The organism is Paraburkholderia sp. NPDC080076, assembly GCF_050281145.1.
GTDB lineage: Bacteria > Pseudomonadota > Gammaproteobacteria > Burkholderiales > Burkholderiaceae > Paraburkholderia.
Genome location: NZ_JBNNWQ010000011.1, coordinates 260,234 through 286,849, shown reverse-complemented (window position 1 = coordinate 286,849; position 26,616 = coordinate 260,234). Strand labels below are relative to the sequence as shown.

At 64.2% G+C, this 26,616-nt stretch carries 17 protein-coding genes; 3 read left to right on the top strand and 14 right to left on the bottom strand.

Annotation, left to right across the window (positions count from 1 at the left end; genetic code table 11):
- Positions 1-75: 75 nt before the first annotated feature.
- From ACQKRQ_RS34485 to ACQKRQ_RS34450, 8 genes are all read right to left on the bottom strand, one after another.
- Positions 76-1,851 carry a DUF2300 domain-containing protein gene (locus ACQKRQ_RS34485; RefSeq protein ID WP_427481959.1) on the bottom strand — a complete coding sequence of 592 codons (1,776 nt, stop codon included), beginning with the start codon at positions 1,849-1,851 and terminating at the stop codon, positions 76-78.
- Between the two features lie 16 nt (positions 1,852-1,867).
- Positions 1,868-6,685, bottom strand: coding sequence for an alpha-2-macroglobulin family protein (locus ACQKRQ_RS34480; protein WP_427481957.1), 4,818 nt, complete (start codon positions 6,683-6,685; stop codon positions 1,868-1,870).
- Positions 6,682-7,338, bottom strand: a complete 657-nt coding sequence (locus ACQKRQ_RS34475) for a DUF1175 domain-containing protein (protein ID WP_427481955.1) — start codon at positions 7,336-7,338, stop codon at positions 6,682-6,684. The genes ACQKRQ_RS34480 and ACQKRQ_RS34475 overlap by 4 nt, the downstream gene beginning before the upstream one ends.
- 45 nt (positions 7,339-7,383) lie before the next feature.
- Complete coding sequence (locus ACQKRQ_RS34470; protein ID WP_427481953.1) at positions 7,384-9,168, bottom strand: DUF2138 domain-containing protein; 1,785 nt, start codon at positions 9,166-9,168, stop codon at positions 7,384-7,386.
- 457 nt (positions 9,169-9,625) lie between these two features.
- Positions 9,626-10,822, bottom strand: a complete 1,197-nt coding sequence (locus tag ACQKRQ_RS34465; protein ID WP_427481979.1) for a PLP-dependent aminotransferase family protein — start codon at positions 10,820-10,822, stop codon at positions 9,626-9,628.
- A 122-nt stretch (positions 10,823-10,944) separates the two neighbouring features.
- Positions 10,945-12,117 carry an NAD(P)/FAD-dependent oxidoreductase gene (locus tag ACQKRQ_RS34460; RefSeq protein ID WP_427481951.1) on the bottom strand — a complete coding sequence of 391 codons (1,173 nt, stop codon included), beginning with the start codon at positions 12,115-12,117 and terminating at the stop codon, positions 10,945-10,947.
- Between the two features lie 129 nt (positions 12,118-12,246).
- Positions 12,247-13,746 carry an L-piperidine-6-carboxylate dehydrogenase gene (amaB, locus tag ACQKRQ_RS34455; protein ID WP_427481949.1) on the bottom strand — a complete coding sequence of 500 codons (1,500 nt, stop codon included), beginning with the start codon at positions 13,744-13,746 and terminating at the stop codon, positions 12,247-12,249.
- A 332-nt stretch (positions 13,747-14,078) separates the two neighbouring features.
- Positions 14,079-14,966, bottom strand: coding sequence for a LysR family transcriptional regulator (locus ACQKRQ_RS34450; protein WP_408178606.1), 888 nt, complete (start codon positions 14,964-14,966; stop codon positions 14,079-14,081).
- Positions 14,967-15,413: 447 nt separating this feature from the next.
- On the opposite strand from ACQKRQ_RS34450, the gene ACQKRQ_RS34445 reads away from it, so the two are divergent.
- Positions 15,414-15,782, top strand: coding sequence for a response regulator (locus tag ACQKRQ_RS34445; RefSeq protein WP_132383951.1), 369 nt, complete (start codon positions 15,414-15,416; stop codon positions 15,780-15,782).
- A 177-nt stretch (positions 15,783-15,959) separates the two neighbouring features.
- On the opposite strand, the gene ACQKRQ_RS34440 is transcribed toward ACQKRQ_RS34445, so the two are convergent.
- The 6 genes from ACQKRQ_RS34440 to ACQKRQ_RS34415 all read right to left on the bottom strand — a co-directional run bounded on the left by ACQKRQ_RS34440 (position 15,960) and on the right by ACQKRQ_RS34415 (position 23,084).
- On the bottom strand, positions 15,960-17,339 hold the full coding sequence (locus ACQKRQ_RS34440) for an MFS transporter (RefSeq protein WP_427481947.1): 1,380 nt from the start codon (positions 17,337-17,339) through the stop codon (positions 15,960-15,962).
- A 244-nt stretch (positions 17,340-17,583) separates the two neighbouring features.
- Positions 17,584-18,396, bottom strand: coding sequence for an HpcH/HpaI aldolase/citrate lyase family protein (locus tag ACQKRQ_RS34435; RefSeq protein WP_427481945.1), 813 nt, complete (start codon positions 18,394-18,396; stop codon positions 17,584-17,586).
- On the bottom strand, positions 18,393-19,781 hold the full coding sequence (locus ACQKRQ_RS34430) for an MmgE/PrpD family protein (protein WP_427481944.1): 1,389 nt from the start codon (positions 19,779-19,781) through the stop codon (positions 18,393-18,395). The genes ACQKRQ_RS34435 and ACQKRQ_RS34430 overlap by 4 nt, the downstream gene beginning before the upstream one ends.
- Before the next feature lie 69 nt (positions 19,782-19,850).
- Entirely contained in the window at positions 19,851-21,029 is a 1,179-nt protein-coding gene (locus tag ACQKRQ_RS34425; RefSeq protein ID WP_427481942.1) for a CaiB/BaiF CoA transferase family protein, read from the bottom strand.
- An 18-nt stretch (positions 21,030-21,047) separates the two neighbouring features.
- Complete coding sequence (locus ACQKRQ_RS34420) at positions 21,048-22,211, bottom strand: acyl-CoA dehydrogenase family protein (protein WP_427481941.1); 1,164 nt, start codon at positions 22,209-22,211, stop codon at positions 21,048-21,050.
- A gap of 30 nt (positions 22,212-22,241) precedes the next feature.
- Entirely contained in the window at positions 22,242-23,084 is an 843-nt protein-coding gene (locus ACQKRQ_RS34415) for an FAS1-like dehydratase domain-containing protein (RefSeq protein WP_427481939.1), read from the bottom strand.
- 289 nt (positions 23,085-23,373) lie between these two features.
- On the opposite strand from ACQKRQ_RS34415, the gene ACQKRQ_RS34410 reads away from it, so the two are divergent.
- Positions 23,374-24,192 carry a 2OG-Fe(II) oxygenase gene (locus ACQKRQ_RS34410; RefSeq protein WP_427481938.1) on the top strand — a complete coding sequence of 273 codons (819 nt, stop codon included), beginning with the start codon at positions 23,374-23,376 and terminating at the stop codon, positions 24,190-24,192.
- Between the two features lie 313 nt (positions 24,193-24,505).
- The gene (locus tag ACQKRQ_RS34405) at positions 24,506-26,425 is read left to right on the top strand and encodes an FUSC family protein (RefSeq protein ID WP_427481936.1); all 1,920 of its coding nucleotides are present in this window, start codon (positions 24,506-24,508) and stop codon (positions 26,423-26,425) included.
- The last annotated feature ends 191 nt before the right edge of the window (positions 26,426-26,616 follow it).

The window sequence follows — 26,616 nt, the reverse complement described above, 5'->3', positions numbered from 1 at the left end:
CGACGGCGCGAACACGGATGGCGAGCCGCGAAGGCGACCAGCGCAACAAGGATATCGGCGAGCGCGAGACGGTATTCATTGGATCGGATTGTCGGTACGAATCAGCGTGCGCGCGGTGCGCTCGACGAACGTCTCATCGAGCCCACGCGGATGATGCTGGAACGCGAGGTGGATGTATTCATGCGCCAACGCGATACGGTCCTCTTCGGTCTGCAAGCGATACACGTACACGCGATTGCGCTGCGCATCCGCATACGGCCGACCTTCGCGCACGGCGCACACCGCGGGCAGATCGGGCGTTTCGTAGCCCGCCGCGCCGTCCATGCGCCGCGCCCACAACGGCGCGTTGCGTTGCAGCCATGCTTGCGCGCCGGCCACCTCGACGCAGTCGCCCGATAGCGGACTCTGGAACGAAGTCAGCGTCGCTTGCGGCCAGGTACGCGCGAGAATCGCGTCGAAAGTGAGGCCGGTTTGCGCGGAGGACTTCGCGGCGTGCCAGCTCATCTGTCCCGGCGCGGCCTTGTCGTGGTGATACTGAACCGGCACACCGGTCAGCACCAACGCATCGGTCACATCAGCGGCATGGCGCGCGGCGGCCGTCGGCGCGCGTGGCAGGACGCGCTGCGTGCTGCTGCTGTCGTCGATACGGAAACAGCCGTGATCGTGGTTGCCGTGCTGTACGACGTAGGTGCGCGCCGCGACCGCCAACGCCTTCGCCGCTTCCGCCTGGCTCGTGTCGCCTTCGCGCTCGACCACACGGGCCACATAGTCGTTCATGCCGAAACGGCCGACCACTTGCGGCGCGCCGGCCGCATCGCGATCGAGTCGCAGCTCGCCGCGGCTCGTCACCCGCGCCCAATTGCCATTGACGAAGCCGACCCGGAAATCACCGCGCAACGGACCCTCGGACGCAGCGGCCGGTCCTTTATCGCCGAGCACTTCGCGAATCGGATAGCGGCTGAAGAAGTCGACCAGCACGCAAGCGCCGTCGTCCGGCACGGTGACCTGCGTGAGCAGTGGGGCGATGCGCGGCGCGGCGGCGGCCAGCACGCGCGCGCTGCCGCCCGGACCACCCAACCATACCGGCGTGCCGTCGGCGAGCCAGCCCGCCGCGCCGCCGATCGAAGCGCCCGGACGCGCCGGGTCCGGCATCGTCCACGTCTTGGCGCGCAGCACGCTGCCGTAAAGCGACACCGTGCCTTCACCGCGTCCGCTGGTCAGCACCGACACCAGCGTGCTCGCCGCCGCTTCGCGCGGCCGGACGGGCATCGCCTGCAAGGCGGCGAGCAGTTCGGTCACCGGCACGCGGCGCGTGGGCGTCATGGCATGCAGATCGCGCAGCCATGCGGGCGCGTGAGCGGCCGTCCAATACTTGCGCCAGTCGGCGGAATCGAGCTGCAGGCGCGCGGGTTCGAAAAAGAGCCCGCATGACTGCACCAACGCGTGTTCACGGTCGATGTGACCGCCTGTCATGCAGCAATACACTTCTTCCGGATCGCCGCCGTTGCAGGCGTAGTCCGGTGTGGCGATGTTGCGGTCCACCAGATAGCCGTAGACGAACAGCTTCCATACGCTGCCGAGCGGCGTCTCCAGCGTCGCGGGCAAGACACCCGCGCCCTGCGGCGAGAAGCCGACCGCGGCGCCGCTGCCGTCGACTTGCCAAAGCTGGCTCTGGCCGTCGCGCAGCCAGGCGAAGCGCAGCATCTGCGAACCGGACACCGTTTGAGATGAAGTCGCCGCATACGCGAGGGTGCCGTTGCAAACACAGCAACCGAACCCGACGCCCACGGCAAGCGCGATCCGCAGCCTGGCTGCCAGACGATCGCGTAGAGGCCGAAGCGTGCGGAACATGGCGGTCTCGTCTCGCTTACTGAATGCGCAACGTCGTCACGCGATCGCTCTTGCCGCCTTCGAACGCCTTCGCGTCCGGCTGATACATGCGGAAGTAGCGCGCGGGCGGCAGCGCGAACGTGCCCGGCAACGCGAAGCGCACCAGTTGCCGCAGCGTGACCGGCCGGTCGAGCAAGGGCACGGGCTGGTGATAAGCCAGCTCGCCCATCTCATACGACGCAACGCGCTGGAACGGCTGCGGACCGCTGGCACCATCTTTCGCGCCCGGCAGACCGTCGATCGATACGCCCCAGCTCGTCGCCTCGACATTGCCGCCCGGCGGCAGCGGCACGTCGAGCAGACCGTAGTGGTACGCGTTGCCGGAGCGCGGCGTGAGCGTGACTTCGTCGACGTACAGCGCGTTGCTGTCGATCGCGTCGCCCTGCTTCACCAGACGCGCGGTGAATGTCGAGCGGCCCAACTGGCTCTCGCCGCCCGCTGCTCCCTTCTTCGGATCGACCGCGATCTCGACCGGTTCGAGCTTGTAGAAACGGCGCTCGATGGTGATGTTAAGACGGCTGTCCTCGCTCGTATGACTGCGGAACGAAACCAGCGCGTTGACGTCGGTACGCGCGGCGCCTGCGTCGAGCGTGGTCGGCAGTCCCGCGCCGGTCCACTTGTAGAGCGGCGTGCCGGTCGGCGTCGCGGCGCGTGTCCAGCCCGCACCTTGCAGCGACGGCAACGACGCGGCCGGCACATCGCCGCCTAGCGCCTTGCGCAACCACAGCAGCGTCAACGCACGATCGAGCGTCGGATAATCGGCGCTGCTCTTCGCGAGCAAGGCGGATGCATCGACCGCCGCGCCGCCGTCGCCGCCCGACATGACCAGCAGGCTTTGCACGAGCGGCGCCGGATCGTTGCTCGACGCGGTACGCGCGGCGCTTGCCGCGGCGTCGAAGCCATCCGGCAATTGCGCGCTCGTGCTGCGCGCCATGCTGGCGATCAGCAGCGTCGCCATCTGCTTGCCGCGCGGCGAATCGGCTTGCGCGAACACGATGCTGTCCGACACGCCGTACGTGCCGTTGCGCGCGGGCGCATTGGCCGTGGCCGCCGCATCGCTCATCAGGTCCGCGGCGACGCCCGACACCGGCGTCGCAACCGGCAAGCCCATCTGCTGCATGAACCACAAAGCCAGCGCACGATGCAGCAGCGGCTCTTTCGCCCCGGCATCGCGATAGACGTCCATCGCGTGCTGCCAGTTGTCGGCGGGAAGGCTAATGCCGAGGCTGCGGCTCGCGAGCCAGTCCGCGTAATACGCATAGGCCGTGATCAGCGCGCTGCCGCCGGTGGTATCGCCCCACCAGCCGAACGTGCCGCCGACGCCCGCAAGCATCGCCAGACGCTGCCGTTGGTTGCGCAGCAGCGCTTCGAGCCCTTGCGTCGAACTCGCGCTATCGTCGTAGCCACGGCCGTGGCCGATCGCATCATGCGCGAGCGCCAGCGGAATCAGACGGCTCGAGGTCTGCTCGGCGCAACCGTATGGATAGTTGATCAGATCGTCGGCGACGCGCATGAACTGGCTTTGCGCGCTGCCGATGAACCGCACGCCGACATCCTGCGCATCTTGCGGCAGATTGAGCGGCTTGTTCGAGCCGTCGAGCGCCACCGTGTTCTGATGCAGATCGAGCCACCCGCTCGCGTCGAGACGAATCGTTGTTTGCAGACGATCGACATCCTTGCCCGCGCCGCGCAGCGTCGCATTGATCACACCATCTTTCAACGCGCCGCTCGGCAGACGCAGATAGTTCGCGCCGCGCTTGAGCGTGACCTTCTGATTGAGCGACAGCCCGCCGCCTTCGACCACCCACTGCGCGTCCATGTCCGCGTCGGTCTGATTGAAGGCGATCATGTCGATGGCCGGCTGATCGTTGACGCGGAAGTGCGACGGTCCGCTCCACTTCAGATACAGCGCCTTGTCCGAACGCACGTAAGCGGTGCGCTGACCGACCATGCCGTCCGGCGCCGCCGCGCGCACCGTGATGCGCCAGCGCGCCAGCGAATCCGGCATCTTGAACGTCATGGTGGCATGGCCGTTCGCGTCGGTTTTCAGACTGCCTTCCCACGCGGCCGTGTCCTGATCGTCACGGCGTGGCCGTTCCAGCACTTTCACGCCGCGCTCGTTGTAGTTCGCGCGTTGCGGTCCACCCGGCGCGCCCTTCAGCGGCGAGCGCGCAAGGTCATAAGTGATGAACGACAGGCTCGACGAAGTCCGCACGTTATTGCGGCGCGGGTGATAGAAGAAGTCGACGATATTCGGCGCGATTTCCGGCTGCAACACGTAGACCATTTCATCGACCACGCTCACCGTCAGATTCGCCGCTTCCGGCTTACCGTTCAACGTGCTGTCGAAATTCAGCGTGACCGTGTCGCCCGGACCGTACACCGGCTTGTCGCTCTTCACGTTCAGTTCGATCTGCGGCTGCGCGACCACAATGCCTGCGTTCTGGAACACGTATTCGCCGGCGTGCACGTACAGCACCGAAAACGTCATGTTCGGAGCGAAGTCTTCACCCACCTCGATGCGCGCTTTCCATTGCGACGGCGCCACGCGCTGCAATTGCAGCCAGTCGCCACCCGCCGTGAGCAGCGCGCGACGCTCGACGTTGTCGCGTTCGAGCGTGAGCAACGCGTCGTCCACCGGCATCGGGAAGGTAATCAGGGCTTCGGCGGTATCGCCGATCTTGTACTTGTCGCGATCGAACACGATCTCTACGCTGCCCGGAATCGCCTTCAGGCCATCGCCCGCGACCCAGTGGCTGGACGCGGCGAGCAGGTTGCCCAAGTCGTCCTTGACCGACAACATGTAGGAACCCGGTTCGTCGAACGTCACCGGGAACGACAGCTTGCCGCCCGCGCTCGCGCCCTTCAATGCACCTTCGCCATGCGTTTGCGATTCGAGGCGCGTCCATTCCCATTTCGACGGCGCATGCGACGCCGGATCAATCGCGCCGAGCGCCTGCAGATCGAAGCTGACTGCTTCCTTCGGTTGCGAGAACGATTTGGCGGTGGTCAAACGATACGGCGTCGCGCCACGCGCAATCAGCACTTCGCGCGTCACGCGCACCTTGTATGCCGCGCCGTCCTGCGCGAACAGCGTCAACGCATAGCGGCTCGGCTCCTTCGCGGCCGGCAGCGTGAGACTCGCGTTGCCGTCGCTATCCGTCTTCAGTTCCTGCTGTTCGAGCTTGACCGGAAAGAGTCCCGCATAACGCAGTTCGCCGTCGACGATCGTCACTTTCTGCGCGCGCAGCGTGACCGAGATCTTGCTGTCGCGCACCGGCTTGCCGTCCGGATAGCGCAACTGGATCTTGCCCTTCAGCGTCTCGCCGGTCGCGTAGTCGGCTTTGTCCATCGACAGGTTCACGTCGAAGTGCGGCTTCACATATTCGGCGACGCGAAATGCGCTGCCGTATACATCGCCGTTGTAGTCGAAGCGTAGCGTGTAGCCGCCGGCGGTGGCATCGGCGGGCAGCGTGAACGCGGTGTCCGCGCCCGTGTCCGACGCGAAATGCACCTTGCTGGTCGCCACCGGCGCGCCGTTCGGATCGAGCACGTCGAGCTTGATATCGGCCTCTGCCGGCGCCGACGATTGCGTCGCGTTCTGGAACGTGCGGCCGATGAACTTCACATGCACCGGATCACCCGGCCGGTACATGGGTCGGTCGGTCACTGCATAGATCTTCGTGTTGTAGATCTCGCTGTCGTAGTAGAAATTCTCGGAGACGAACACGCCGCCTTGCGGATCGGTGCCGAGCACATAGCTGCGCTCGGGGCTCACGTGTTGCAGCACCAACGCGCCGTCGTTGCCGGTCGAGCCGCTTTGCAGGACACCCACGCCGTCGGTCCAGTTCACTTCCGTATTCGCCACGGGCTTGCCGTTATCGCGCCGCGTGCTCCACACCAGCATGCCGCTCGATGCCGCTTTCACCACCGCCACCGTGTCCGACACGAACAACAGCGTGTGCGCGCGATAGTTGCCGATCACCGCCTCGACGATATACAGCCCCGGCGGCAGCTTGCCGACCGGAATCATCACGTTGCCCGAACTGGCTTCGATAAAGTTGCTGCTGCTGCCCGCGAGGTTCACGCCCTTGGGCGGTTCGATCACTTTCGCATCCCAGATCGGATAGCGGAAACGCGCGACCATGTCGTAACCTTTGAGCGGCGCGAATTGCGAGTTCGGCTCGAATTGCGTCGGCTTGCCGGTCTGCTCGCCGAGTTTGAATTGCGGCGCCGCTTCGGTCGCCTTGCTGCGGGTCGCGAACGACAACACACGCTGCCATGCGCGGCGTGCTTCGGTAAACCAGCGGTCCCACAGATACGCGAGCGTGTTCGCCAGCCCTTCGCCCTGATAGTTCGGCGCGACATTCAACCGATGCAGATTCTTTTGCGCCTTCAGAAAGTCCAGCGGCTTCGGCACGCGATACACGACGATGTCCGCGCCGCCAAAAGCCTGCAACGCGTCTTTGAAATCGCGGCCGGGCGCTTCGAGCCGCACCTGCGCCAGTTGATCGCTGCCGAAGCTCGCGTCCGAAAGCAGGAAGAACGGCTGACCGTCGACCTTCTGTGAACTGAAATTGCTCGACGGCGCTGTCTGCAGCGTCGGATTTCCGGCGATGTTGGCATCGGCGGCGGCGGCGCTCGAGGCGTCGTCGTCGGCATGGGCGGCCGGTGCGATGGCGAGCATCATGGCCGCGAGCAAGACCGGGAGCAATGCGGCGAACGTGCATGCCGCGCGACGGCGCGCATTGCCCAACCAAGCACTCGATGGCGTGACGGAAATCATTCGGGTCATGGTGTCAAAAAGTCCAAACGAAACACGCCGACGAAATTCGGATTGCCGTCGAGCGGCTGCCAGCGGGAATCTTTCCATTGCATCAGGTCGGAAACGGCGACGGCGCGCAGACCGGTATCGGTCGGCGTGACGGTGCCTGTGTGATAAGCGATGTAGCGATCCAGCCAGATCATCAGATGCTGGTCGTCGCCCTGGTCGAAGAACAGCAGATCACCGGGCAACGCCTGGTTCACGTCCTTCGAAACAAAACGGCTATTGCGTTGAATCAGTGCGATCGCTGATGCGTACGCGCCGGTGGAACCGTCGAGCTGGGTCCAGCGGTTGGCGATCGTGCGCTGCGACGCGGACAGTTGCAGCTCGGGCGGCATGCTGCTGGTATCGGCGAGACTGGTCATGCCGTTGGCGCGCAGCCATTTGGTGTCGTGCGGCCTGAGTGTCTCGCCGACGGCGAAGCGCACGAGACCCGCGCAATCGCGTTGCGTCCAGCGCGGGGTCGGTCCGCGCCGCATCTGCTGGTCGACGATGCGCGCGAACCACGCGCGAAACGCCGCGGATTGTTGCGGTGAGAGTGCGTCGGGGTCAGGGGATGCGGCGGTGCTGGTGAGCGCGCGCGCGCAGGGTGCGAGGCTTGCCAGCGCGCATAGTGAAGCCATGCGCGCGAGCCATGCGCGGCGCGAGGAGACACGAAGGCGGCGCACTCAGTCGCCCTCAGTGCCGGGCTGATCCGCGGGCGTATCGGCAGCGGTGGTATTCGCACCGGCATCGGCCTTCGCGCGATCGAACCACCACTCCACCGGCACCCAGCCCGTCGAGCCCGGCAGGTCCCGCGGCAGCGTCAGCGAAACCGGCGGGTAATGAGCGAGCGCGTGCAGCTTCGGCACCAGGTGCGTGCGCGACGCGTTGCGGAACACCGCTTCCTGATCAGCCGGCAACGCCGCGCCGGCCTCGCGTTCGATCAGCGCGGCAGCCGACGACGGCGTGAGCGTCAGAATCGTGCGCGGCAGACGTTGCGGCGCGAGCGTATCGGCGAGCGCCGGATAGCGCTTGTCGAGCACCGCGAGCGTGTCGTCGACGAGCCGGCCGTCCGGCGAGAAAATCAGATAGCCGTGCGCGAGTGCGAGCGTAACCGGGAAATAGCGTTCCGCCGACAACTGCGACGCGAACGACGCCTTGCTGCTCACCGCCGTGCCCGAACGCGCGCTAACCGGACGCTGCCACACGGTGACATCCGCCCCTTGGTCACGCATGGTGACCGGCAAGCGGCGATAGCCCGAATCGGCGCCGTCGGCTTTGGCCGCCTTCGCTTCATAGGCGCCGATCACGTTGCCGAAAGTCTTGCCGAGCGCGGTCTTCAATGCGGCGATGCCGGCCGCGTCCTGCTGCTTCACGCGCGCGACGAACACCGGCGCGACCAGCGTGGACTTCGCATACCAGCACACCGCCGCGGGACCGGTGAGCTGGTCGCCGATCGCGGCGGCGTTGTCCGCGCCGCCGTCGGTCACCTTGTCCAACAGACCCGAGGCCTCTTTCCCGTCCGCCGGCAAGCTCGTGCAGACCGCCGCATTGGCCGGCAAAGCGCGCCACAGGTCGGCGCCGTTCCATTGCTGCGGCAACTTGCCTGGCTCGATCAGCGCCGAGGTTTGCCAGTTCGCCGCGGCGTTGCCGTTCGGCGAGAACTCAAAGCGCAGCGCGTCGATGCCTGAGAAAAACGCCTGATAACCAAACGACAGGTAATTCGCCGACACCACCAGCCGATGGCCCTTCGGCGCGTCGCCGGACGCGTCGAGCCGATAGGCATGCGCGGCGTCGTCACGGCCCGATGAAAGCATCTCGGACACGGCGTCGGCACGCTCGCTCAGCAAGCCGCCCTTGCCGTCGAGCAATACGCCGGGCGCGGACAGCACTACCAGGCGGTCCTCTTTGGTGGCGAACAACAGCGTGCGGCCGACCGCGAGTTTCAATGCATAGACCGGCACGTCGCCGGAGAGCTTCGCCACCTGGCTCAGTTGCGCATCGCTCGTGGCGAGGTTGCCCACGCCTTGCAGCAGCTTGGCGAAGCCGTTGCGATGCATCGATATCACCCAGTAGCCGAGGCGGCCGTCGGGCGAGCGCCACAGCAGCACGTGCGCGGGTTCGTCGAAGACGCGGCGGATCAGTTCGTCGCGCCAGTCGAGTTGATGTTCGAACGCGAGACGCCGCAGCGCGCCTTCGGCGGACAGCCGCGTATTGCTCGATTCGTAGTAGTCGACGAAGTCTTGCGTCAGCACGTCGTGCAATAGCGGCACGCGCAGAATGTCGCGCGGCAAACGCGAGAGCGCTTCGCTGTCGATCACCGCGTCAGGGTGATGAATATCGAGGACGACTTCGCTATTCTCGGCAACTTTGCGATGCGCAAATGGACGCCACACCGCCTGAATGATCACGCCGGCCACGACCAGAAGACCGACTACCAGGATTGCAATCTTTTTGCGCGACATCTTCATCTGATTTCTTCTGGTTCGATGCGACGGTATTAACGCGGATGCCCGGCTGATTAAGCCAGCGGGATCAATCTCCGAAGGCAGCGATGATAACCGATATTTTTAACTGAAAACCAGCGACGCTTCCTATTTAACAGTCGGACTTGCTTGAGGAGTTTGACAAAAATCGGACATGTGCCTCATTAAGCCATTAGGAAACGTGTTTGTTGGATGCGCCGATTCGGTTCGTTAAACCGGCGCAAGCCAGTGCGGCACTTATAGGCAGGAACACGTGGCACATGGCTCGACGCTTTGCGCACAGGGCCCATCGGCATACATGGCATTACTCGTTCGGAGCCTTTATGCTAAATCCGCTTAATTTAGCGTACGCGTAAAAAAACCCGGCTGCACGCTGTGTGCTCGCCGGGTTTATTTCAAGCATCGTGATTACTACTTTACGCGAGTACTGCCTTAGCCGTCGTCAAAAATGCTCGAGCGCCAGCTTCATTCTCTGCACGCCGGTTTCGATATCGGCCACACCGGGCGCGGCAAATGACAAGCGCAATGCCGACGAATCGATATTGTCTTTATAGAACGCGACGCCCGGCACAAACATGACATTACGCTCGATACAAGCGCGCAGATAATCGGACGCATTCTGACCGGCCTTCAATCGCGCCCACACGAACATGCCGCCCGCAGGACGATGAAACGCGATCTGTTCCGCCAGTTGCGCGTCGAGCGCATCGCACAGCGTGCGGCATTTCACGGCGTAGGCGTCGACGATGCGCGGCAAATGACGCTCCAGCGCACCGCTCGCGAGGTACTCCGCGGCGATCGCCTGGGTCCACGGCGAACTGCACAGATCGACGGTCTGCTTGGCGACGACGCAGCGCCGAAGAATCTCCGCGTGCGCGAGCATCCAGCCGACACGCAAACCCGGCGCGACGATCTTCGACAGACTGGAAAAATGCACGACCCAATCGCGCGAACCTGGCACCTGCTCGCTCAGGGCGAGCAGCGAAGGCAACGCTGTGCCGCTAAAGCGCAGATCGCCGTAGGGATCATCCTCGACGATCAGAAAGCGGTGACGTGCCGCCAGTTTCAGCAAAGCCGTGCGGCGTTCAAGAGACAAAGTCGCGCCGGTCGGATTGGCGAAGGTGGGCACCGTGTACAACAGCTTCGGTGCGCGGCGCAGTGTGCCGGCTTCGAGAAGCGCGGCGAGCGCGTCGACATCGAGGCCGTCCTGATCGACGGGGATGGTGACGACGTCGGCCTCTTGCAGCTTGAGCGCCTGCAAGGTTGCAGGGTAAGCCGGCTGCTCGACCAGCACGACGTCGCCGGGCGCGACCATCACGCGCAGCAGCAGATCGAAGCCTTGCTGCGAACCGGTCGTCACCAGCAATTCCTGCGGCGTACACGACACGCCACGGCGCGCCATCAGCTGCGCGAGTTGTTCCTTGAGAACGAGGAGGCCGTCGGTGGGACCGTATTGCAGGCAGAGCGTGGTGTGTTGCGACGCGCGTGCCGCAGCGGCGTCAAGCCCTTCACGATCGAACAGATCGCTCGCCGGATAACCGCCGGCAAACGAGATCATGCCGGGTTGCGCCAGATACTTGAAAAGCTCGCGGATTGGCGAACCGGTCGGCGCTTCGAATGCGGGATTGAACGTGAACATGGTGACGGGCCGCTTGTTTCGAGAGGGAAGATCGGCGTCGATTGTGGTCGTCGTCAGGATGGGCGGCAAACGATATCTACGCACTACGTATTGCGTTTTCCGCATCACCCCGGCGCGCGCGGCTACACCACGTTCTTCTCCACGATGGGCCGGTTTTCGAGCACGCGCGTGAAGCTCAACGAACCCAGATCGAGTGTGGTGTAGCGGCCATGCAGAATCAGTTCGCTGATGCCGCGCCCCGTTGCCGGGCCTTGCTGCAAACCGTGTCCGCTAAAACCGTTGGCGAAAATGCAGTTATCGACATCCGGGTGATAGCCGATGATCGCGTTCTGATCCAGCACGTTGTATTCGTAATAGCCGGACCAGCAGTTCTGCACACGCAGCGCCTCGAATTGCGGCACACGATGCGCGAGCGTCGGCCAGATCACCTCGTCGAAGAGTGCATGATCGACCTCGTCGAGTGGCAGATCGTCAGGGTCGTTATCCGCTGACGGCGACGTGCCGCAGATAAACGATTTGCCTTCAGGACGGAAATACACGCCGCTCGGATCGATCAGCAACGGACACCGTTCGAGCTGCCCCGGCGACGTGACGTTGAAAATACTGCGGCGCCGCGCGTAGACGGGGATGTCGATGCCGACCATTTGCGCGACTTTGCGCGACCACGCGCCGGCGGCATTGACCACCACATCGCAAGCATAGGTCTCGCCGTTCGCCGTCTGCACTTGCGTGACGCGTTTGCCATCGCGATGGATGGCGGTGACATCGGCGGCAACGTAGCGCGCACCGAGCGACTGCGCCTTCTTGCGCAGCGCCTGCACGAGTCCGTAGCCGTCGAACCAGCCCTCACCACTTTCACCGTATGCACCGGCCACGAGGTCTTCCGTGTTGAGCCAGGGAAAGCGCGCTCGCAACGCGTGGCTGTCGAGCAGACTGATATCGGCGCCGAGACTCGTTTGCAGCGCGTGGTTCTCGCGCAGCGTCGTCTCGCCGGCGGGCGTCGCGAGGAATAGATAGCCGCCTTCGTGCAGATCGATCGACGGCTTGGCGCCGTCGACCTCGAGCCGTTCGCCGATCGAGCGCAGAAACTCGATGCCGAACAACGACATCTGAATGGACAGCGGTGTGGAGAATTGCTGACGGATCGACGCCGCCGACAATGCCGACGACGAGCGCGCATAAGTCGGATCGCGTTCGATCACCGTGACGCTGACTGTCGGATCGGACAGCCGCAAGAAATACGCAATCGAGCTGCCGATCACCCCACCGCCGACGATCACGACTTTGGAACTCACGTCTTACTCCACGAGTAGCGTGGCCGCTCGTAAACGCCGGCGGCGCAAACGGATTGCTGAAGAAGGTTGTGTAAAGCCGCAGCGGCGCAAGAATGCGCCGCTGCTTTTTGGCCGCTGGAGCGAACGGTATCAGCCGATATTGAAGTCGATACCCTGCGCGAGCGGCAGCGCCGACGAGTAGTTCACCGTGTTGGTGGCACGGCGCATATAGGCCTTCCACGCATCCGAACCCGACTCGCGGCCGCCGCCGGTTTCCTTCTCGCCGCCGAACGCGCCGCCGATTTCCGCGCCGCTCGGTCCGATGTTGACGTTCGCGATGCCGCAGTCGCTGCCCGAGTCGGACAGGAAGCGCTCCGCTTCGCGCAGATCGGTCGTGAACACGCATGACGACAGACCGTGCACCGCCGCGTTGTTCGCCTCAACTGCGTCGGCGAAATCGGTGTAGCGCAACACGTACAGAATCGGCGCGAAGGTTTCCTTCAGCACCACCGACGTTTGCGACGGCATTTCGACGATCGCCGGACGCACGTAGTAGCCGTTTTCATAGCCCTTCACGTCGACGCGTTCGCCGCCGAACACTTTGCCGCCTTCGGCGGTGGCCTGTTGCAGCGCTTCCTGCATGCGGCCATACGATTGCTTGTCGATCAGCGGACCCATCAGCGTGCCCTTTTCGAGCGGATTGCCGATCGGCACCTTGCTGTACAACTGCTTCAGACGCTCGATGGTTTTGTCGTACACGCTCTCATGCACGAACAGACGGCGCAGCGACGTGCAACGCTGGCCCGCCGTGCCCACTGCCGAAAACAGAATGCCGCGCATGGCGAGCTCGTGATCCGCGGTTTGCGTGACGATGCCCGCGTTGTTGCCGCCGAGTTCGAGCAGCGAGCGGCCGAAGCGCTTCGCCACTTCCACGCCGACCGTGCGGCCCATTTCCGTGCTGCCCGTCGCGCTGACGATCGACGCGCGCGGATCGGCCACCAGCTTCGCGCCTGCATCGCGGCCGCCGTTGATCAAGGCGGTGAGGCCGGCCGGCGCGTCGCCGAACTCTTGCAGCGCTTCGCTGAGAATCTGATTGACGGCGAGCGCGGTGAGCGGCGTCTTTTCCGACGGCTTCCAGATCACCGCATTGCCGCAGACCAGCGCGAGCGCCGCATTCCACGACCACACCGCGGCCGGAAAATTGAACGCCGAGATCACGACGCAGGTGCCCATGGGATGCCACGTCTCCGCCATGCGATGCCCCGGACGCTCCGAGGCGATCGTCAGACCGTACAACTGACGCGACAGACCGACCGCGAAATCGCAGATGTCGATCATTTCCTGCACTTCGCCCAAGCCCTCCTGAAGAATCTTGCCGGTCTCGAGCGTGATGATGCTGCCGAGCGCCTGCTTTTTCTCGCGCAGACGATTGCCGAGCAAACGCACCAGTTCGCCGCGCCGCGGCGCGGGGACGTTGCGCCAGGCGGTGTACGCCTCTTTCGCCTGGGCGAGGGCCGTGTCGACTTCCGCCACCGTATTGCTGGCCACGCGGCCAATGAGGTCACCGGTGATGGGCGAGTGAACCGCGATGTCGCCGGCTTGCGCCGCGTGGGCGATGCCGAGGTCGGCGAGGATGGTGGAAGCGTCCATGAGAATCCCTTTAATTTCCGATGCGAAACAAGAGTAAGTTCGGAAACTATACACGCGGGTTTTTGCGGCGGCAAGGGTATTTGCCCGAAGCCGGCCTGCGGAAAGCTCGGGAAGGCTTGCTCTGCATGGACTGGCTAGCACGTCGAGCCCACCGCGCCGTACGTTGCCGGCACCGGCACGAACCACGCGCCAGCACGCCAGCCCTGCCGCGCTCGTTTCTTATTGGAAATACGAGGCCTCTGACTTCGACGCGTTCGCACGGGCCGCGCTGGCGGCGCCTTGGCGCAACCGGGCCGACAACGCGCAGGAGTGAACGTCAACGGACGTCGGCCTCAAATGCCCGCCATCAGCCTGTCGACCAGCACACGCGCGAACGGCGGCAGGTCCTTGAGGCTGCGCACGCAGATCTTGAGCTTGCGCTCCGCCCACGGGTCGTTCAGTCCGACCGTGGCGATCTGCATCGTCTTCTTGTGCCGCAGCGCGACCGATTCCGGCACGATGCCGATGCCCACGCCCGCTTCGATCATCCGGCAAGCGGCTTCGAAATTGCCAACCTGAATGCGCAGTTTCAGCCGCGCGCCAAGCGCATCGGCGGCACTGGTGATGAACGCGTGAATCGCGCTCGACGTCGGCAAGCTCACGAAATTGGCCGTGAGCACTTGCGCAAAGTCGACCGACGCCAGACGTGCCAAAGGATGATCGCGTGACGTGACCAGCACCAGCCGGTCGTCGCGATACGGCAGCATTTCCAGATGCTCCGCATGCACATTGCCCGCGACGATGCCGATATCCGTCGCGCTGTCCGCCACGCCTTTGACGATTTCGCCGCTCAACACTTCGCGCAGGTCGATGTTGACGTCCGGATGATCGCGCAAAAAATGGCTCAGCACGGCCGGCATGAACTCGCTGATCGCGGTGGTGTTCGCCCAGATGCGCACGTGTCCCTTGATGCCTTCGCCGTACTCCTGCATGTCGCCGGCCAGATGCTCGACCCGTTCGAGCACGAGCCGCGCGTGATGCACGAAGGCTTCGCCCGCGGGCGTCAGCGTCACGCCCTGGCTGGTGCGATAGAGCAGCTTGAAACCCAGTTGTTCCTCGAGATTCTTGACCCGGTTGCTTGCCGCCGGCGCCGACAGATGCGAGCGCTCCGCCGCGCGCGCGAGGTTTTGCGTGTCGGCGATATTGAGGAGCAAGCGCAAGTCCACGAAATCGAAATGCATGATGAAGGCCTGGGTTGAAGCGCCGCTGGGCGCTCGCAAGACAAAGGCCAATCTTAACCGGGCGTGCGGGAAGCGCTAAACCGTTTCGGCAGAGCTGCCGGTCTCGCCCGCAACTTCATGCATTGGACGCAGCAATACAGGTAAGCGTTGAACCGCTTACCGCTCGCGCTCCGACCTTCATGCCCGGATCGGCGCGCGCGACCTTATCGATTCCCTGCAATGCGCTCTCGTGCCCCCTCCGCGCTGTGTTGCACGGATTCTGGCCGGCGCATTCTGACTCCCCGCAAGCCACGGTTACGCGCCGCCGCATATCTCTAGGCACAGCACTTGCTTTAACCTGTGGCTCGACAGGACAACCCCCATGGCAATTTAGCCCACGTCCCTGTCACGGCTGGCGCCACGAATACCCGAGGCCCAGTCCAACCGAATATTTCAGGCATAAGCAATATGAGTCGCGTATTACTGGTCGACGACCAACCCGAGGCATTGTCCGCGCTGCGCGCCGTGCTGGTCGGCCGCGGTTACACGGTCGCCACGGCGGCGGACGGCGCCGAAGCTTTTGAACGACTGCAACGCACGCGCGTGAGCGCCGTGGTGTGTGACTGGCGCATGCCCAACATGGACGGCGCCGAACTGATCGAATCGATGCAGGCCCGCAGTGAACTGGCGTCCGTACCCGTCATTCTGACGAGCGGCAGCGGCGAAGCGCCTGCCTTACCCGTCAAAGGCTTTCTCAGGAAACCGTTCGCGCTGGACAAGCTGCTTTCGTTGCTGGCCGAATGCGAAAGCGATGCGGCGGCACCGGCCGTCTGCTGAACGCTTTACGTCCGCGGCGCAAGCGTCGTCGATACACGCGCCAGCCAGAAGCGCGCACAAAAGCGGGGCACGCGCTGGTCCGCGAGCGCAGTGGTGCGGCATCGAGGTGCGGTTCCTTTGGAGCGCGATCGCGTCTGAAAGAGCGAATCGACGGACCGCGCTCATGCGCTCAATCGCCTATACCGACTTCTCGAACAACTCTCCGGCTGGCGTCAGATCGGCATCGGGCGAGATGTCCTCGAGCGTCTGCTGACTCGTCTCGATCCGCAGCGCGAGGATCGCCACGCTCAGCAACAGCAGCACCCCGCCGACCATAGTCAGCACGCCGGTCACGCCGAAGTGCGTGTACAACAACAGCGCCACATAAGGCGTGGACATGGACGCGGCGCGTCCGCATGTGCCGGCGACACCCGTTCCCCGCAGCCGATGCGCAGTCGGAAACAACTCCGGGATGTAACCGAACAGTCCCAGCGTGCAGACCGTATAGATCGCCGTCACCAGCGCGAACCCAACCACGGAAATCGCCGCCGGCGTCCGCATCTGCACGTACACGAAGCCGAGCGCGATCGTCACGAGCGAGAACAGCACGATGCCGTTGCGCCGGCCGATCCGATCCGTGACCAGATACCCGACCACCGCGCCGGCCGGCGCGCCGAACGACATCAACAGCACGAATCCCAGCGACTGCACGATCGTCAGCCCTTCCTTGACGAAGAACGTCGGCAACCACGCGACGAATCCATACAGCGACATGTTGATCGCCATGCAGGTCAGCGCCGCCACCAGCGTGCGGCCGATCATGCCGCGCGCGAACAGCGCCGAGAACGGCGCGGCCGGCACCTCATGACTCATCACGCGCGCCACCGGCGGCAACTTGCCCACACGCGCTTCGACTTGCCGCTCGATCGCCGACACCGTCGCCTCGGCCTCGTCGAGCCGTCCGACCGTCTCCAGCCAGCGCGGCGATTCCGGCATCCGATGCCGCAGAAACCACACGACGAGCGCACCGATCCCGGCAATCGCAAACATGTAGCGCCAGCCCAGATGCGGGATCACCCAATAGCCGATCGCCGTCGCGCCGAGCAGGCCGGAATTGATGATCAACGCGAGCAGCGAAGTCCAGCGTCCGCGCGTGGCCGGCGGCACGAATTCGCATAACGTCCCGGCCGCCACCACCAGTTCCGCGCCGAGCCCCACGCCCATGATGAAACGCAGCAGAATCAGCCAGTAGATATTCGGCGCAAAACACGCGGCAATCGACGCGAGGCCGAAAATCGCCAGGTTCGCCTGATACGAATAACGCCGGCCGAACCGGTCGCCGAGATAACCGGACAGACCCGCGCCGATCATCATGCCCATGAAGGTCGCGGAGATGAAAAACGAACCGAGCCTTAGATCGGTGAAGCCGCTCTTGACCATCGCGGCTAACGCGCCGTTGGCCAGATAGATATCGAATGCGTCGAGGAAAGCGCCCGCGCCGATCAGGCCGAGAATATTCCAGTGGAAACGGCTGATGGGCAGGCGGTCGAGCCGCGCGCCGGAATTGACGGTTGCCAAATTGTGTCTCCTCGTGGTCCGTGCGCGGCTGGACCGCGCACGCAAAACAGTTATGCATGGCTGTCTTTATATGGCGACGGCTCTATGCATGGTCTTGGGTAACGCGGCGCGAATGCGCCCCTCCGCGTGACGTCAAGATTGCGTCACGCCGCTTCTTCAGGGAATTGGCATTATTGGAAGCCGATGTTTCGTCGCGGTTAATGACCAGGCCGCGCCTATGCGTCGGCGATTCGCTGGCCTCGGCCTATGCGCCCGCCAGGATCCTTCGCGCCTTCAGAATCACCGGCATATCGACCATCTTGCCGTCCACCGCCACCGCCGCGCCGTGACTTGTTTCCACCGCGGCCAGCACACGTTGCGCCCATGCCTTGTCCGCCTCGCTCCACGCATAGGCGCGATGCACCGCATCGATCTGCTTCGGATGAATGCACAGCTTGCCGCCGAAGCCGAAGCGGCGCCCGCGGCGAGCGTCGGCTTCGATACTGTCGGTGTCGCTGATGGTGGTCGATACGCCGTCCACCGGCGCGCCGATCCCGGCAAGCCGCGAGGCCAGCACGATCTGCGAGCGGAACAGATGCAGTTCCTCGCCGTCGCCGTCGATACCGAGATCGATCTGAAAATCCAGCGTACCGAACACGATGCGCTGCACGCGCGGCGCGGCGCACAACACCGCGAGGCTCGCAAATCCGCGCGCCGTTTCGACGATCGGCAAAACGCTCAGTGTGGAATGCGCCGTCGCCAGCACTGCGTCGATCTGTTCACGCGTCTCCGCTTTAGGCAACACGATCGCGGCGACCCCCGGTTGCCCGGCGAGCGCGGCGACATCCTCGTCGAACCACGACGTGTCCGAGCCGTTGATGCGCACCCATGCGGGCCGCGATGCATCGCCCGATACAGCGGCCAGCACCGCCGCGCGCGCCGCCGGTTTTTCATCGGGCTGCACGGCATCTTCGAGATCGAGAATCACTGCGTCCGCGCCGGCCGCGTGCGCTTTTTCGAAGCGCTCAGGGCGATTGCCCGGCACGAACAGATAGGAGCGCGGCAGCGCGACGCTCATGCGGCCACCGTCGCGTTGGACTCTGCTTCGAAGACCGACCCAACCTGCGTTTGCCCCGCGATTTGCCACGCGTTGCCGAGCAATCGCGCGGCCTCGCCTTCGGTGGCCGCGCCCGCAAACGCCGCCAGTCGATGCAGCTTGGTGGCGATCTCATCGCGTGACAGCGTATTGCCTGGGTCGCCTTTCGGTTCGTCGACGCGGCCCGTGAACGTGCGGCCGTCGGTGGTCGTGACCGTCACCTTGCCGATCCAGCGCGCGGGATAGGCGGCATCGACTTCGGCGTCGAAGGCCATCTCGACGTTGTCGCGGAAGGCGGCGATCGCGTCCGCGTCGAAACCCTGCTCGAATTCGGTCACGCCCGCATAACCGTGATGCGCGACGAGTCCCAGCACCGTGCCCATATTGAACTTCGCCTGATGCACCGTGCGCGGCGTGACGACCGCGCCGAGCACGTCGATCGCGCCTTGATGGACGTGCGCCACGACCTTCGCGATATCACGCGGTGCGAGACGGTGTTCCTGCACCACGGCGAGCAACGCGTCGGCCGCGGGATGTGTATGACGGCATGCCGCGTGATACTTGAACGATGTCTCCGCCGTCGCCCACCGGCTGCCCAGGCGGTCGACGAGGCGCGCCGGATCCGCGTCGCTCGACATGCCCGCCGCCATGCCTTGCGCGCCTTCGAGAATGTGCGTCGCGCCCTTGAAGCCGTCGGCCGCGAGTTGCGCGGCCATCAGTCCGTTGGCCGCGGCCATGGCCGTGTGCAGTTGCTTCGAGTCGGCGGCGTCGCGCAGAAACTCCCACAGGCCGCTTGCCTGCGTGCCCGCCGAGCCGAACGCGTCGAGCATCTGCACCGGCGACAAACCGAGCAGCCGTCCCGCCGTGGCCGCCGCCGCCAGCGTGCCGGCCGTGCCGGTGGTATGGAACACCTTGTAGTGCGAGCGACCCAGAAACTCGCCGATGCGGATGCCGACTTCGTAGCCCGCGACCGCCGCCGCGATCAAATCGCGGCCCGACTTGCGATGCGCTTGCGCCAGCGCGAGCGCCACCGGAAAGACGACCGTCGCGGGATGAAACACCGAGCCGTTGTGCACGTCGTCCTGTTCGGCGAAGTGCGACGCCGCGCCGTTGATCATCGCCGCGAAATACGGCGTGGTGCGGCTGCGGTCGATCAACACTTCGCTCGGGCCGTCGTTCGACGCGCCGCCGGCCTGGCGCGCAAACCGCGCGATCGTCTCGACCGGCCGTGCGCCCTTGCCGGCCAACGCCGAACCGAGCCAGTCGACGTAAAGGTTGACGGTGCGCTCGACCACTGCGTGCGGGATGCTGTCGAAGTCGAGTTGAGCGGCGAAGGTGGCAAGCGTCAGACTGGGATGGTCGTTCATGATGAGATCGCGTCGTATTCGTTCAGGTCGCCGGCGTGGCATCGTTCGCGCGCCGGCACAGCAAAACATTCAGATCGTGCCGGCAGCTCGCAGCGCGTCGATACGCGCGCTGTCGTAACCGAGTTCGCGCAGGATCGCGTCGGTATGCTCGCCGAGCGCGGGAACCGGGTCCATGCGCGGCTCGAAGTCCGCCGGCAAACCTGGCGGCAACAAGGCGGGCACCACGCCCGCCGCCGTGCCGACTTCATGCCAGCGCTCGCGCGCCTTCAACTGCGGATGCGCCCATACGTCGCCGAGCGTGTTCATCTGCGCGTTGGCGATGCCGGCGTCATCGAGCCGTTCGATGACCTGCGCCGCGCTCAGTTTCGCAAAGGCCGCGACGATCACCTCGCGCAAGGCGTCACGCGCGGACGTGCGTTTCGAGTTCGAGTTGAAGCGCTCGTCCGTGGCGAGTTCCGGTTGCACCAGCACGCGCTCGCAGAAGAGCTTCCATTCGCGTTCGTTTTGCAGACCGAGCATCACCGTCTTGCCGTCGCCGGCGGGGAACGGTCCGTATGGATAGATCGTGGCGTGCGCCGCGCCGGAGAGCGCGGGCGGCGGTTGACCGTCGATTGCGTAATAGAGCGGATAACCCATCCACTCGACCATGCTTTCCAGCATCGACACGTCGATGCGGCAACCGCGTCCCGTGCGACCGCGCAGGAGCAGCGCGCTCAGAATGTTCGAATACGCGTACATGCCCGCCGCGATATCGGCAATCGAGCATCCCGCTTTGGCCGGCTCGCCCGGCGAACCGGTGATCGACAGAAAACCGGATTCGCTCTGGATCAGCAGGTCGTAGGCTTTCTTGTCGCGGTAGGGGCCGTCGGAACCATAGCCGGAAATATCGCAGACGATCAGCTTCGGATACTTCTCGCTCAGCGTGTCGTAACCGAGACCGAGCCGGTCCGCGGCGCCGGGCGCGAGGTTCTGCACCAGCACGTCCGCGTCGGCGACCAGAGCGTCGAGAATCTCCGTCGCGGCGGGCTGCTTCAGATCGAGCGCAAGACTCTCCTTCGAGCGATTGGTCCAGACGAAATGCGACGACAGTCCATGCACGCGCTCGTCGTAGCCGCGCGCAAAGTCGCCGACGCCGGGTCGCTCGATCTTGATCACCCGCGCGCCGAGATCCGCCAGTTGGCGCGTACAGAACGGTGCGGCGATCGCGTGTTCGAGCGTGACGACTTTGATACCGTCGAGTGGTCTCATGGTGTTTGCGCCCGAAAGTCAGAATGAACGCGGCAGCCCGAGAATATGCTCGGCCACGTACGAAAGAATCAGGTTGGTGGAAATCGGCGCGACCTGGTAAAGACGCGTTTCACGGAATTTGCGCTCGACGTCGTACTCGCACGCAAAGCCGAAGCCGCCGTGAAATTGCAGACACGCGTTGGCCGCTTCCCACGAAGCATCGGCGGCAAGCAGCTTTGCCATGTTGGCCTGGGCGCCACACGGTTGATGCGCGTCGAAACGGCGCGCCGCCTCGAAGCGCATCAGGCTGGCCGCCTCGACATTGATGAACGAGCGCGCGATCGGAAACTGCACGCCCTGGTTCTGGCCGATCGGACGGCCGAACACGATGCGCTCTTTCGCGTATTCGGTGACCTTGTCGACGAACCAGTAGCCGTCGCCGATACATTCGGCGGCGATCAGCGTGCGTTCCGCATTCAGACCGTCGAGGATGTACTTGAAGCCCTGCCCTTCTTCGCCGATCAGATTCTCGGCGGGGATTTCAAGGTTATCGAAGAACAGTTCGTTGGTCTCGTGATTGACCATGTTCAGAATCGGCTGCACCGTCATGCCGTGTCCGATCGCTTCACGCAGATCGACGATAAAGATCGACATGCCTTCCGATTTCTTCTTCACATCCGACAGCGGCGTGGTGCGCGCGAGCAGAATCATCAGGTCCGAATGCTGCACGCGCGAGATCCACACCTTCTGGCCGTTGATCACATAGCGGTCGCCGCGTCGCTCGGCGGTGGTCTTGATCTTCGTGGTGTCCGTGCCGGTGGACGGCTCGGTCACGCCCATGGATTGCAGACGCAAGTCGCCGCACGCGATCTTCGGCAGATACTTTTGCTTCTGCTCTTCGGAACCGTGGCGCAGCAGCGTGCCCATGTTGTACATCTGGCCATGGCAGGCGCCCGAGTTGCCGCCGGCGCGATTGATTTCCTCCATGATGACCGACGCTTCCGTCAGCCCCAGCCCCGAGCCGCCGAAGTCCTGCGGAATCAGCGCGGCCAGCCAGCCGGCTTTGGTGAGCGCGTCGACGAATTCTTCCGGATAACCGCGTGCTTCGTCGATTTTGCGGAAATACTCGCCGGAAAATTGCTGGCACAGATCGCGTACGGCTTCGCGAATGTCCTGGAAGGAATCCTGCTGCGTGGTTTGCATTAATCGAATCTCTTGTAGGTCAGGCGAAGCTCAGGCAATGGCCGCCGTGGCGCGCATGGTCAGATAGCCTTCGTGGTCTTTGGCCCATAGCTCGATGAGCTTGCCGTCGGCGGAAGGCTTGCCGCACACCGTGAAAGGCTGGCCTGCGAAGGTCGGACGCACTGCCTTGAAGGCGAAACTTTGCAGCGTGGCGTCCGGTTGTTCGCGGCGCACCAGGTCGACCAGCAGCGTTGCAATCAACGGACCGTGAACGATCAGGCCTGGATAGCCTTCGACTTCCGTGACGTAAGGATAGTCGTAGTGGATACGGTGGCCGTTGAAGGTCAGCGCCGAGTAGCGGAACAGCATGACAGCGTCGGCGTCGATCGCGCGGCGCCAGGTTTCGCCTTCCGGCGCGAGTTGCGGCTGCGGGGGCCGCGCGCCTTCCTGCGGCGCGTCGCGATAGACGATGTCGTGCTCTTCTTCGAGCTTCAGTTCGCCACCGGCTTCGATGGTGTGCTGCACCGTGACGAACACGAGACGGCCGGACCGGCCGGTCTTGTCTTCGATATTGGCGATCGTCGAAGTGCGCGTGGCATGCTCGCCCACCTTGAGCGGCGCGTGAAAGGTCAACCGGCCGCCGGCCCACATGCGACGCGGCAGCGGCACGGGCGGCAGAAAACCGCCGCGCTTCGGATGGCCGTCCGGGCCGACTTCGGACATCGGCGCAACCGGCAGAAAGTACAGCCAGTGCCAAAGCGGCGGCACGCTGTCGCCGTTTTCCTCGCGATCGAGCGTGGCGGCCATCGCCTTCAGGGGAAAGGCGGTGATGTCGTCTTTGGCGACCTCCTCCTTGTCAAGCCAGTCGTCGAGTTTCTGCGGGGAAGCAGACATGGGCACAGTCTCCGGATACGCGCATTGGGTTTAATAGGGTCCTACTATGAACGACGCGGCACATCCCGCGAAGTTTGCATTTTCGAAGCGGGCGTTTGGATTTGCTTAAGGCTCGCGGGGCCGCCGTGTGGCGGGCGCTGCCGCCGGATCGCTCTGAACATGATGCGCTCGTTGCCGAGGCGCCGGCCGTGAACAGCACGGAATTGAAAAGCAAGAGTCGGAGTGCGCGGCATGGCGCGCGTGCTTACACTCAATCATCGTTCTGGTGATTGCTTGATGGAGATGGCTTATGGATACGGTTGCGAAGGGTACGCAGTCCCACTCGCTGGCATTGGAGCTCGACTTGAAACCCGGTACGGGACGGAAGCCGGACGTGAAAGACGCTGAGGCGCCAGCGCACCGCTCGCTTGCGCAGCGCGTCGGCGCGATCGACTGGTTCGATGTCGAAGAAGGCTTGAACGCGTATGGCTGCGCGATGCTGCGCAATCTGTTCAGCTCAGAGGAATGCGACGCGCTGACCGCGCTTTATCCGTGCGATGCGCTGTTTCGTAGCCGCGTCGTGATGGCGCGGCACGGTTTCGGCCGCGGCGAATACAAGTATTTTGCGTATCCGCTGCCGTCGTTGATCGGCGACTTGCGCACCGCGCTTTATCCGTGTCTCGCACCCGTGGCGAATCGCTGGAATGAGGTGATGGGTATCGATGTCCGCTATCCGGCGGCGCACGCGGAGTTTATCGAGCGTTGTCACGCGGCCGGGCAGACGCGCCCCACGCCGCTGATGCTTCAATACGCCACCGACGACTACAACTGCCTGCATCAGGATCTCTACGGCGAACACGTGTTCCCGCTGCAGGTCGCGATTCTATTGTCCGAGCCCGGCGCGGATTTCACCGGCGGCGAATTCGTGATGACCGAGCAACGTCCGCGCATGCAATCGCGTACGGAAGTGGTGCCGCTCGGCAAGGGCGATGCGGTGGTGTTCGCGGTCCATCATCGGCCGGTTCAGGGAACGCGCGGCCCTTACCGCGTGAATCTGCGGCATGGTGTGAGCCGCTTGCGCTCCGGCCAACGGCACACGCTCGGCGTGATTTTCCACGACGCGGCCTGAGGTTTGACTTAGCTCGGCTTGACGTGCGCTACTGCGCCGCCTGCTGCTGCGCTGCGGCAAAAATTCGACAATCGCAATTTTGACCCGGTATCATCCGGGAAAACCCGAACCCGCTGGATGCGCTGCGCCACCCTTTGCAGCGCATTCGGCGTGTCTGTTCGCGTGTTATCGCCCATCGTCGGATGGGGCTTTCAGCCGGTGATCCCGGCATGGCGGCCCAGTTCGACGATACGAAGGTGGCGGGGCCACGTGCCCGCCCTGTCGCAATCGGCCAAAAGCCGGTGGCGGCCATTTAGCCTGGATATCATCGATCATGATTGCTGCTGCGTTTTCGCGCGTCACCGACCGCCTGCTAGTTGCGGACCCGGGACTCGTGCGTCTCCATACCGCGCTGCGCGTTGCGCTCGCCTGCCTGCTGACCGGCGTGGTCAGCATCGCGTGGACCGTCTTCCAGGGTCAGCCCATCACGCTCGCCGCGCCCGGCATTCTGTTTGCGATGGTCGCGCCGCTGTTCGTGCGCGAGACGCGGCGGACCGCCTGGTTCAGCACGCTCTTCTACCTGTATCTCTGCGCTTGCGTGTGCTTCGCTACGGCGAGCTTACTGTGCCGTTATCCGCTGGCCGGCGATGCGGGCTTCCTCGTCGTGATGTTCGCCGGCATGCTGTGCCAGGCGTGCGGGTCGCGTGCATTGGGTTGCGCGATGCTGGGCGTGGTGTGCTTTTACCTCGGCCTGTATCTACATCCTTCGACGACGCATCTCGCGCAGTCGCTCCTGCTGTCTGCGTTCGCCCCGTTGATGGTTGCGCTGGTAGGCCGCGTGATCGTGCCGATGCGGACGGCGGCGAGCTTTCGACTCGCCGTTCATACGGTGACGCTGCGCGCGTCGCGTGTGCTTCACGCTCCGGCTGCCGCCGCGCATCTCTCCGCGTTGAACGAAGCCGCACTCTCACTCGAAGAACACTTGGCGCTGCTGAATCCGTCGGATGCTGAAACGATTCGTGAACGGATCGTCGAAGTGGAAGTGGCGGCCGGGCAGCATGCGTTTGCATCAGGACCCGCGGATGGCGGCGTCAAGGCGAGTGCCGATGTATTGCGTCACGCGATTGCGCGGCTCGGGGAGATTGCGCATCGAGGCGACACGCGACGCGCTTCGTCTGCGCCGGCGAGCGGTGCGGTTGCGCTGACTGCGGCGCAGCGCTTTGCCGACTTGCGCAGCAAGCTCTGCTGGCTTCCCGCCACACGCGCCACGACCGCTGCGTTGCTCGCGATGCTGATCGGCCACTCGCTTTCGCCGGAGCGTTGGTTCTGGGCGGTCATCACGACGTTCGTCGTGTTTCTCGGCACGCGGTCGCGCGCCGATACGGTGTATCGCGGCGCGCAGCGCCTCGTGGGGACGTTGGCCGGCGCGCTCGTCAGCGTGTTGCTGGTCGCGCCGCTGCACGACTCGCCGGTGTTGCTGGTGGCCGCGATGGCGCTGTGCGTGTTCGGCTGGGCTTACTACATCCTGAGCGCGTATGCGCCGGGGGTGTTTTTCATCACCGTGCTCGTCGGGTTGGTCTATGGCGAACTGGGGTTCGCGATGGGGCCGCTGGTCGAGTTGCGGATCCAAGAAGTGCTGGTGGGTTGTCTCGTGTCGTTCGCCGTCGCGATTCTGATGATGCCGCTTGCAGCGACGCGGCACGTCGAGGCGAGACTAGGCACGGTGTTGGGCGCGTTGCGGGAGGTGGTGCGTTTGGCTGGGTCGGGTGCGCGAGCGGATGATGCAGTTGCCGCGATGCGTACGCTCGATCGCGGTTGGCACGATCTGCGGATCGCGCTGCGGCCGCTGCAGACGCAGCGGGTGGTGGTGTGGAATCCGGACGTCGAGTTGGCGACTGGTGCGTTGCTGTGTTGCCTGCATTGGGCGCGCGTGTTGAGTGGGTTTGCGCGACGCGGTGGGTTGGAGGATGAGACGGCGCTGAATGCGGCGGAAGTGGGTGCGGCTCATGTCGCGTCGATCGTGGCGCGGCTTGATTCGTTGATTGCGCGTTATGGCGATGCGGCGGCGGGTGCTGCGCGTGGTCGGTCAGATCAGCATGTGCCGGTCGTGCCCGCCGTCGATTTCGACGTGAACCAGGCATCGGCACTTGCGCAATTGGATGGCACGGTCGCGCAGTTGTTCGATCGGTTGATGCAGCCGGTTTTGGATACGCGGCGGGTGTTCAATTGGGCGTTGAGGGGGAGGAGTGTGTAGGGCAACGCGGCAGGACTGCTTGGCTATTTAAGCGGAGAAGGCCCGATACGCGAGTTTTCTTTGTTTGTATTTCCCGCTACCGGTCGAGCCCATCCACGATGAAGGCACCGGCGCTCATGTCCGGCAGGAAACTCAAGGTCATGAACCACACCCTGTGATTTCCATTTCCGGCAGCGACTCTCCAGCATCGA

What these genes read in the sequence shown, in the direction of transcription:
- ACQKRQ_RS34485 (WP_427481959.1), bottom strand. Translation starts at nt 1,851, where the DNA reads ATGTTCCGCACGCTTCGGCCTCTACGCGATCGTCTGGCAGCCAGGCTG.
- ACQKRQ_RS34480 (WP_427481957.1), bottom strand. Translation starts at nt 6,685, where the DNA reads ATGACCCGAATGATTTCCGTCACGCCATCGAGTGCTTGGTTGGGCAAT.
- ACQKRQ_RS34475 (WP_427481955.1), bottom strand. Translation starts at nt 7,338, where the DNA reads ATGGCTTCACTATGCGCGCTGGCAAGCCTCGCACCCTGCGCGCGCGCG.
- ACQKRQ_RS34470 (WP_427481953.1), bottom strand. Translation starts at nt 9,168, where the DNA reads ATGAAGATGTCGCGCAAAAAGATTGCAATCCTGGTAGTCGGTCTTCTG.
- ACQKRQ_RS34465 (WP_427481979.1), bottom strand. Translation starts at nt 10,822, where the DNA reads ATGTTCACGTTCAATCCCGCATTCGAAGCGCCGACCGGTTCGCCAATC.
- amaB (WP_427481949.1), bottom strand. Translation starts at nt 13,746, where the DNA reads ATGGACGCTTCCACCATCCTCGCCGACCTCGGCATCGCCCACGCGGCG.
- ACQKRQ_RS34450 (WP_408178606.1), bottom strand. Translation starts at nt 14,966, where the DNA reads ATGCATTTCGATTTCGTGGACTTGCGCTTGCTCCTCAATATCGCCGAC.
- ACQKRQ_RS34445 (WP_132383951.1), top strand. Translation starts at nt 15,414, where the DNA reads ATGAGTCGCGTATTACTGGTCGACGACCAACCCGAGGCATTGTCCGCG.
- ACQKRQ_RS34435 (WP_427481945.1), bottom strand. Translation starts at nt 18,396, where the DNA reads ATGAGCGTCGCGCTGCCGCGCTCCTATCTGTTCGTGCCGGGCAATCGC.
- ACQKRQ_RS34430 (WP_427481944.1), bottom strand. Translation starts at nt 19,781, where the DNA reads ATGAACGACCATCCCAGTCTGACGCTTGCCACCTTCGCCGCTCAACTC.
- ACQKRQ_RS34425 (WP_427481942.1), bottom strand. Translation starts at nt 21,029, where the DNA reads ATGAGACCACTCGACGGTATCAAAGTCGTCACGCTCGAACACGCGATC.
- ACQKRQ_RS34420 (WP_427481941.1), bottom strand. Translation starts at nt 22,211, where the DNA reads ATGCAAACCACGCAGCAGGATTCCTTCCAGGACATTCGCGAAGCCGTA.
- ACQKRQ_RS34415 (WP_427481939.1), bottom strand. Translation starts at nt 23,084, where the DNA reads ATGTCTGCTTCCCCGCAGAAACTCGACGACTGGCTTGACAAGGAGGAG.
- ACQKRQ_RS34410 (WP_427481938.1), top strand. Translation starts at nt 23,374, where the DNA reads ATGGATACGGTTGCGAAGGGTACGCAGTCCCACTCGCTGGCATTGGAG.
- ACQKRQ_RS34405 (WP_427481936.1), top strand. Translation starts at nt 24,506, where the DNA reads ATGATTGCTGCTGCGTTTTCGCGCGTCACCGACCGCCTGCTAGTTGCG.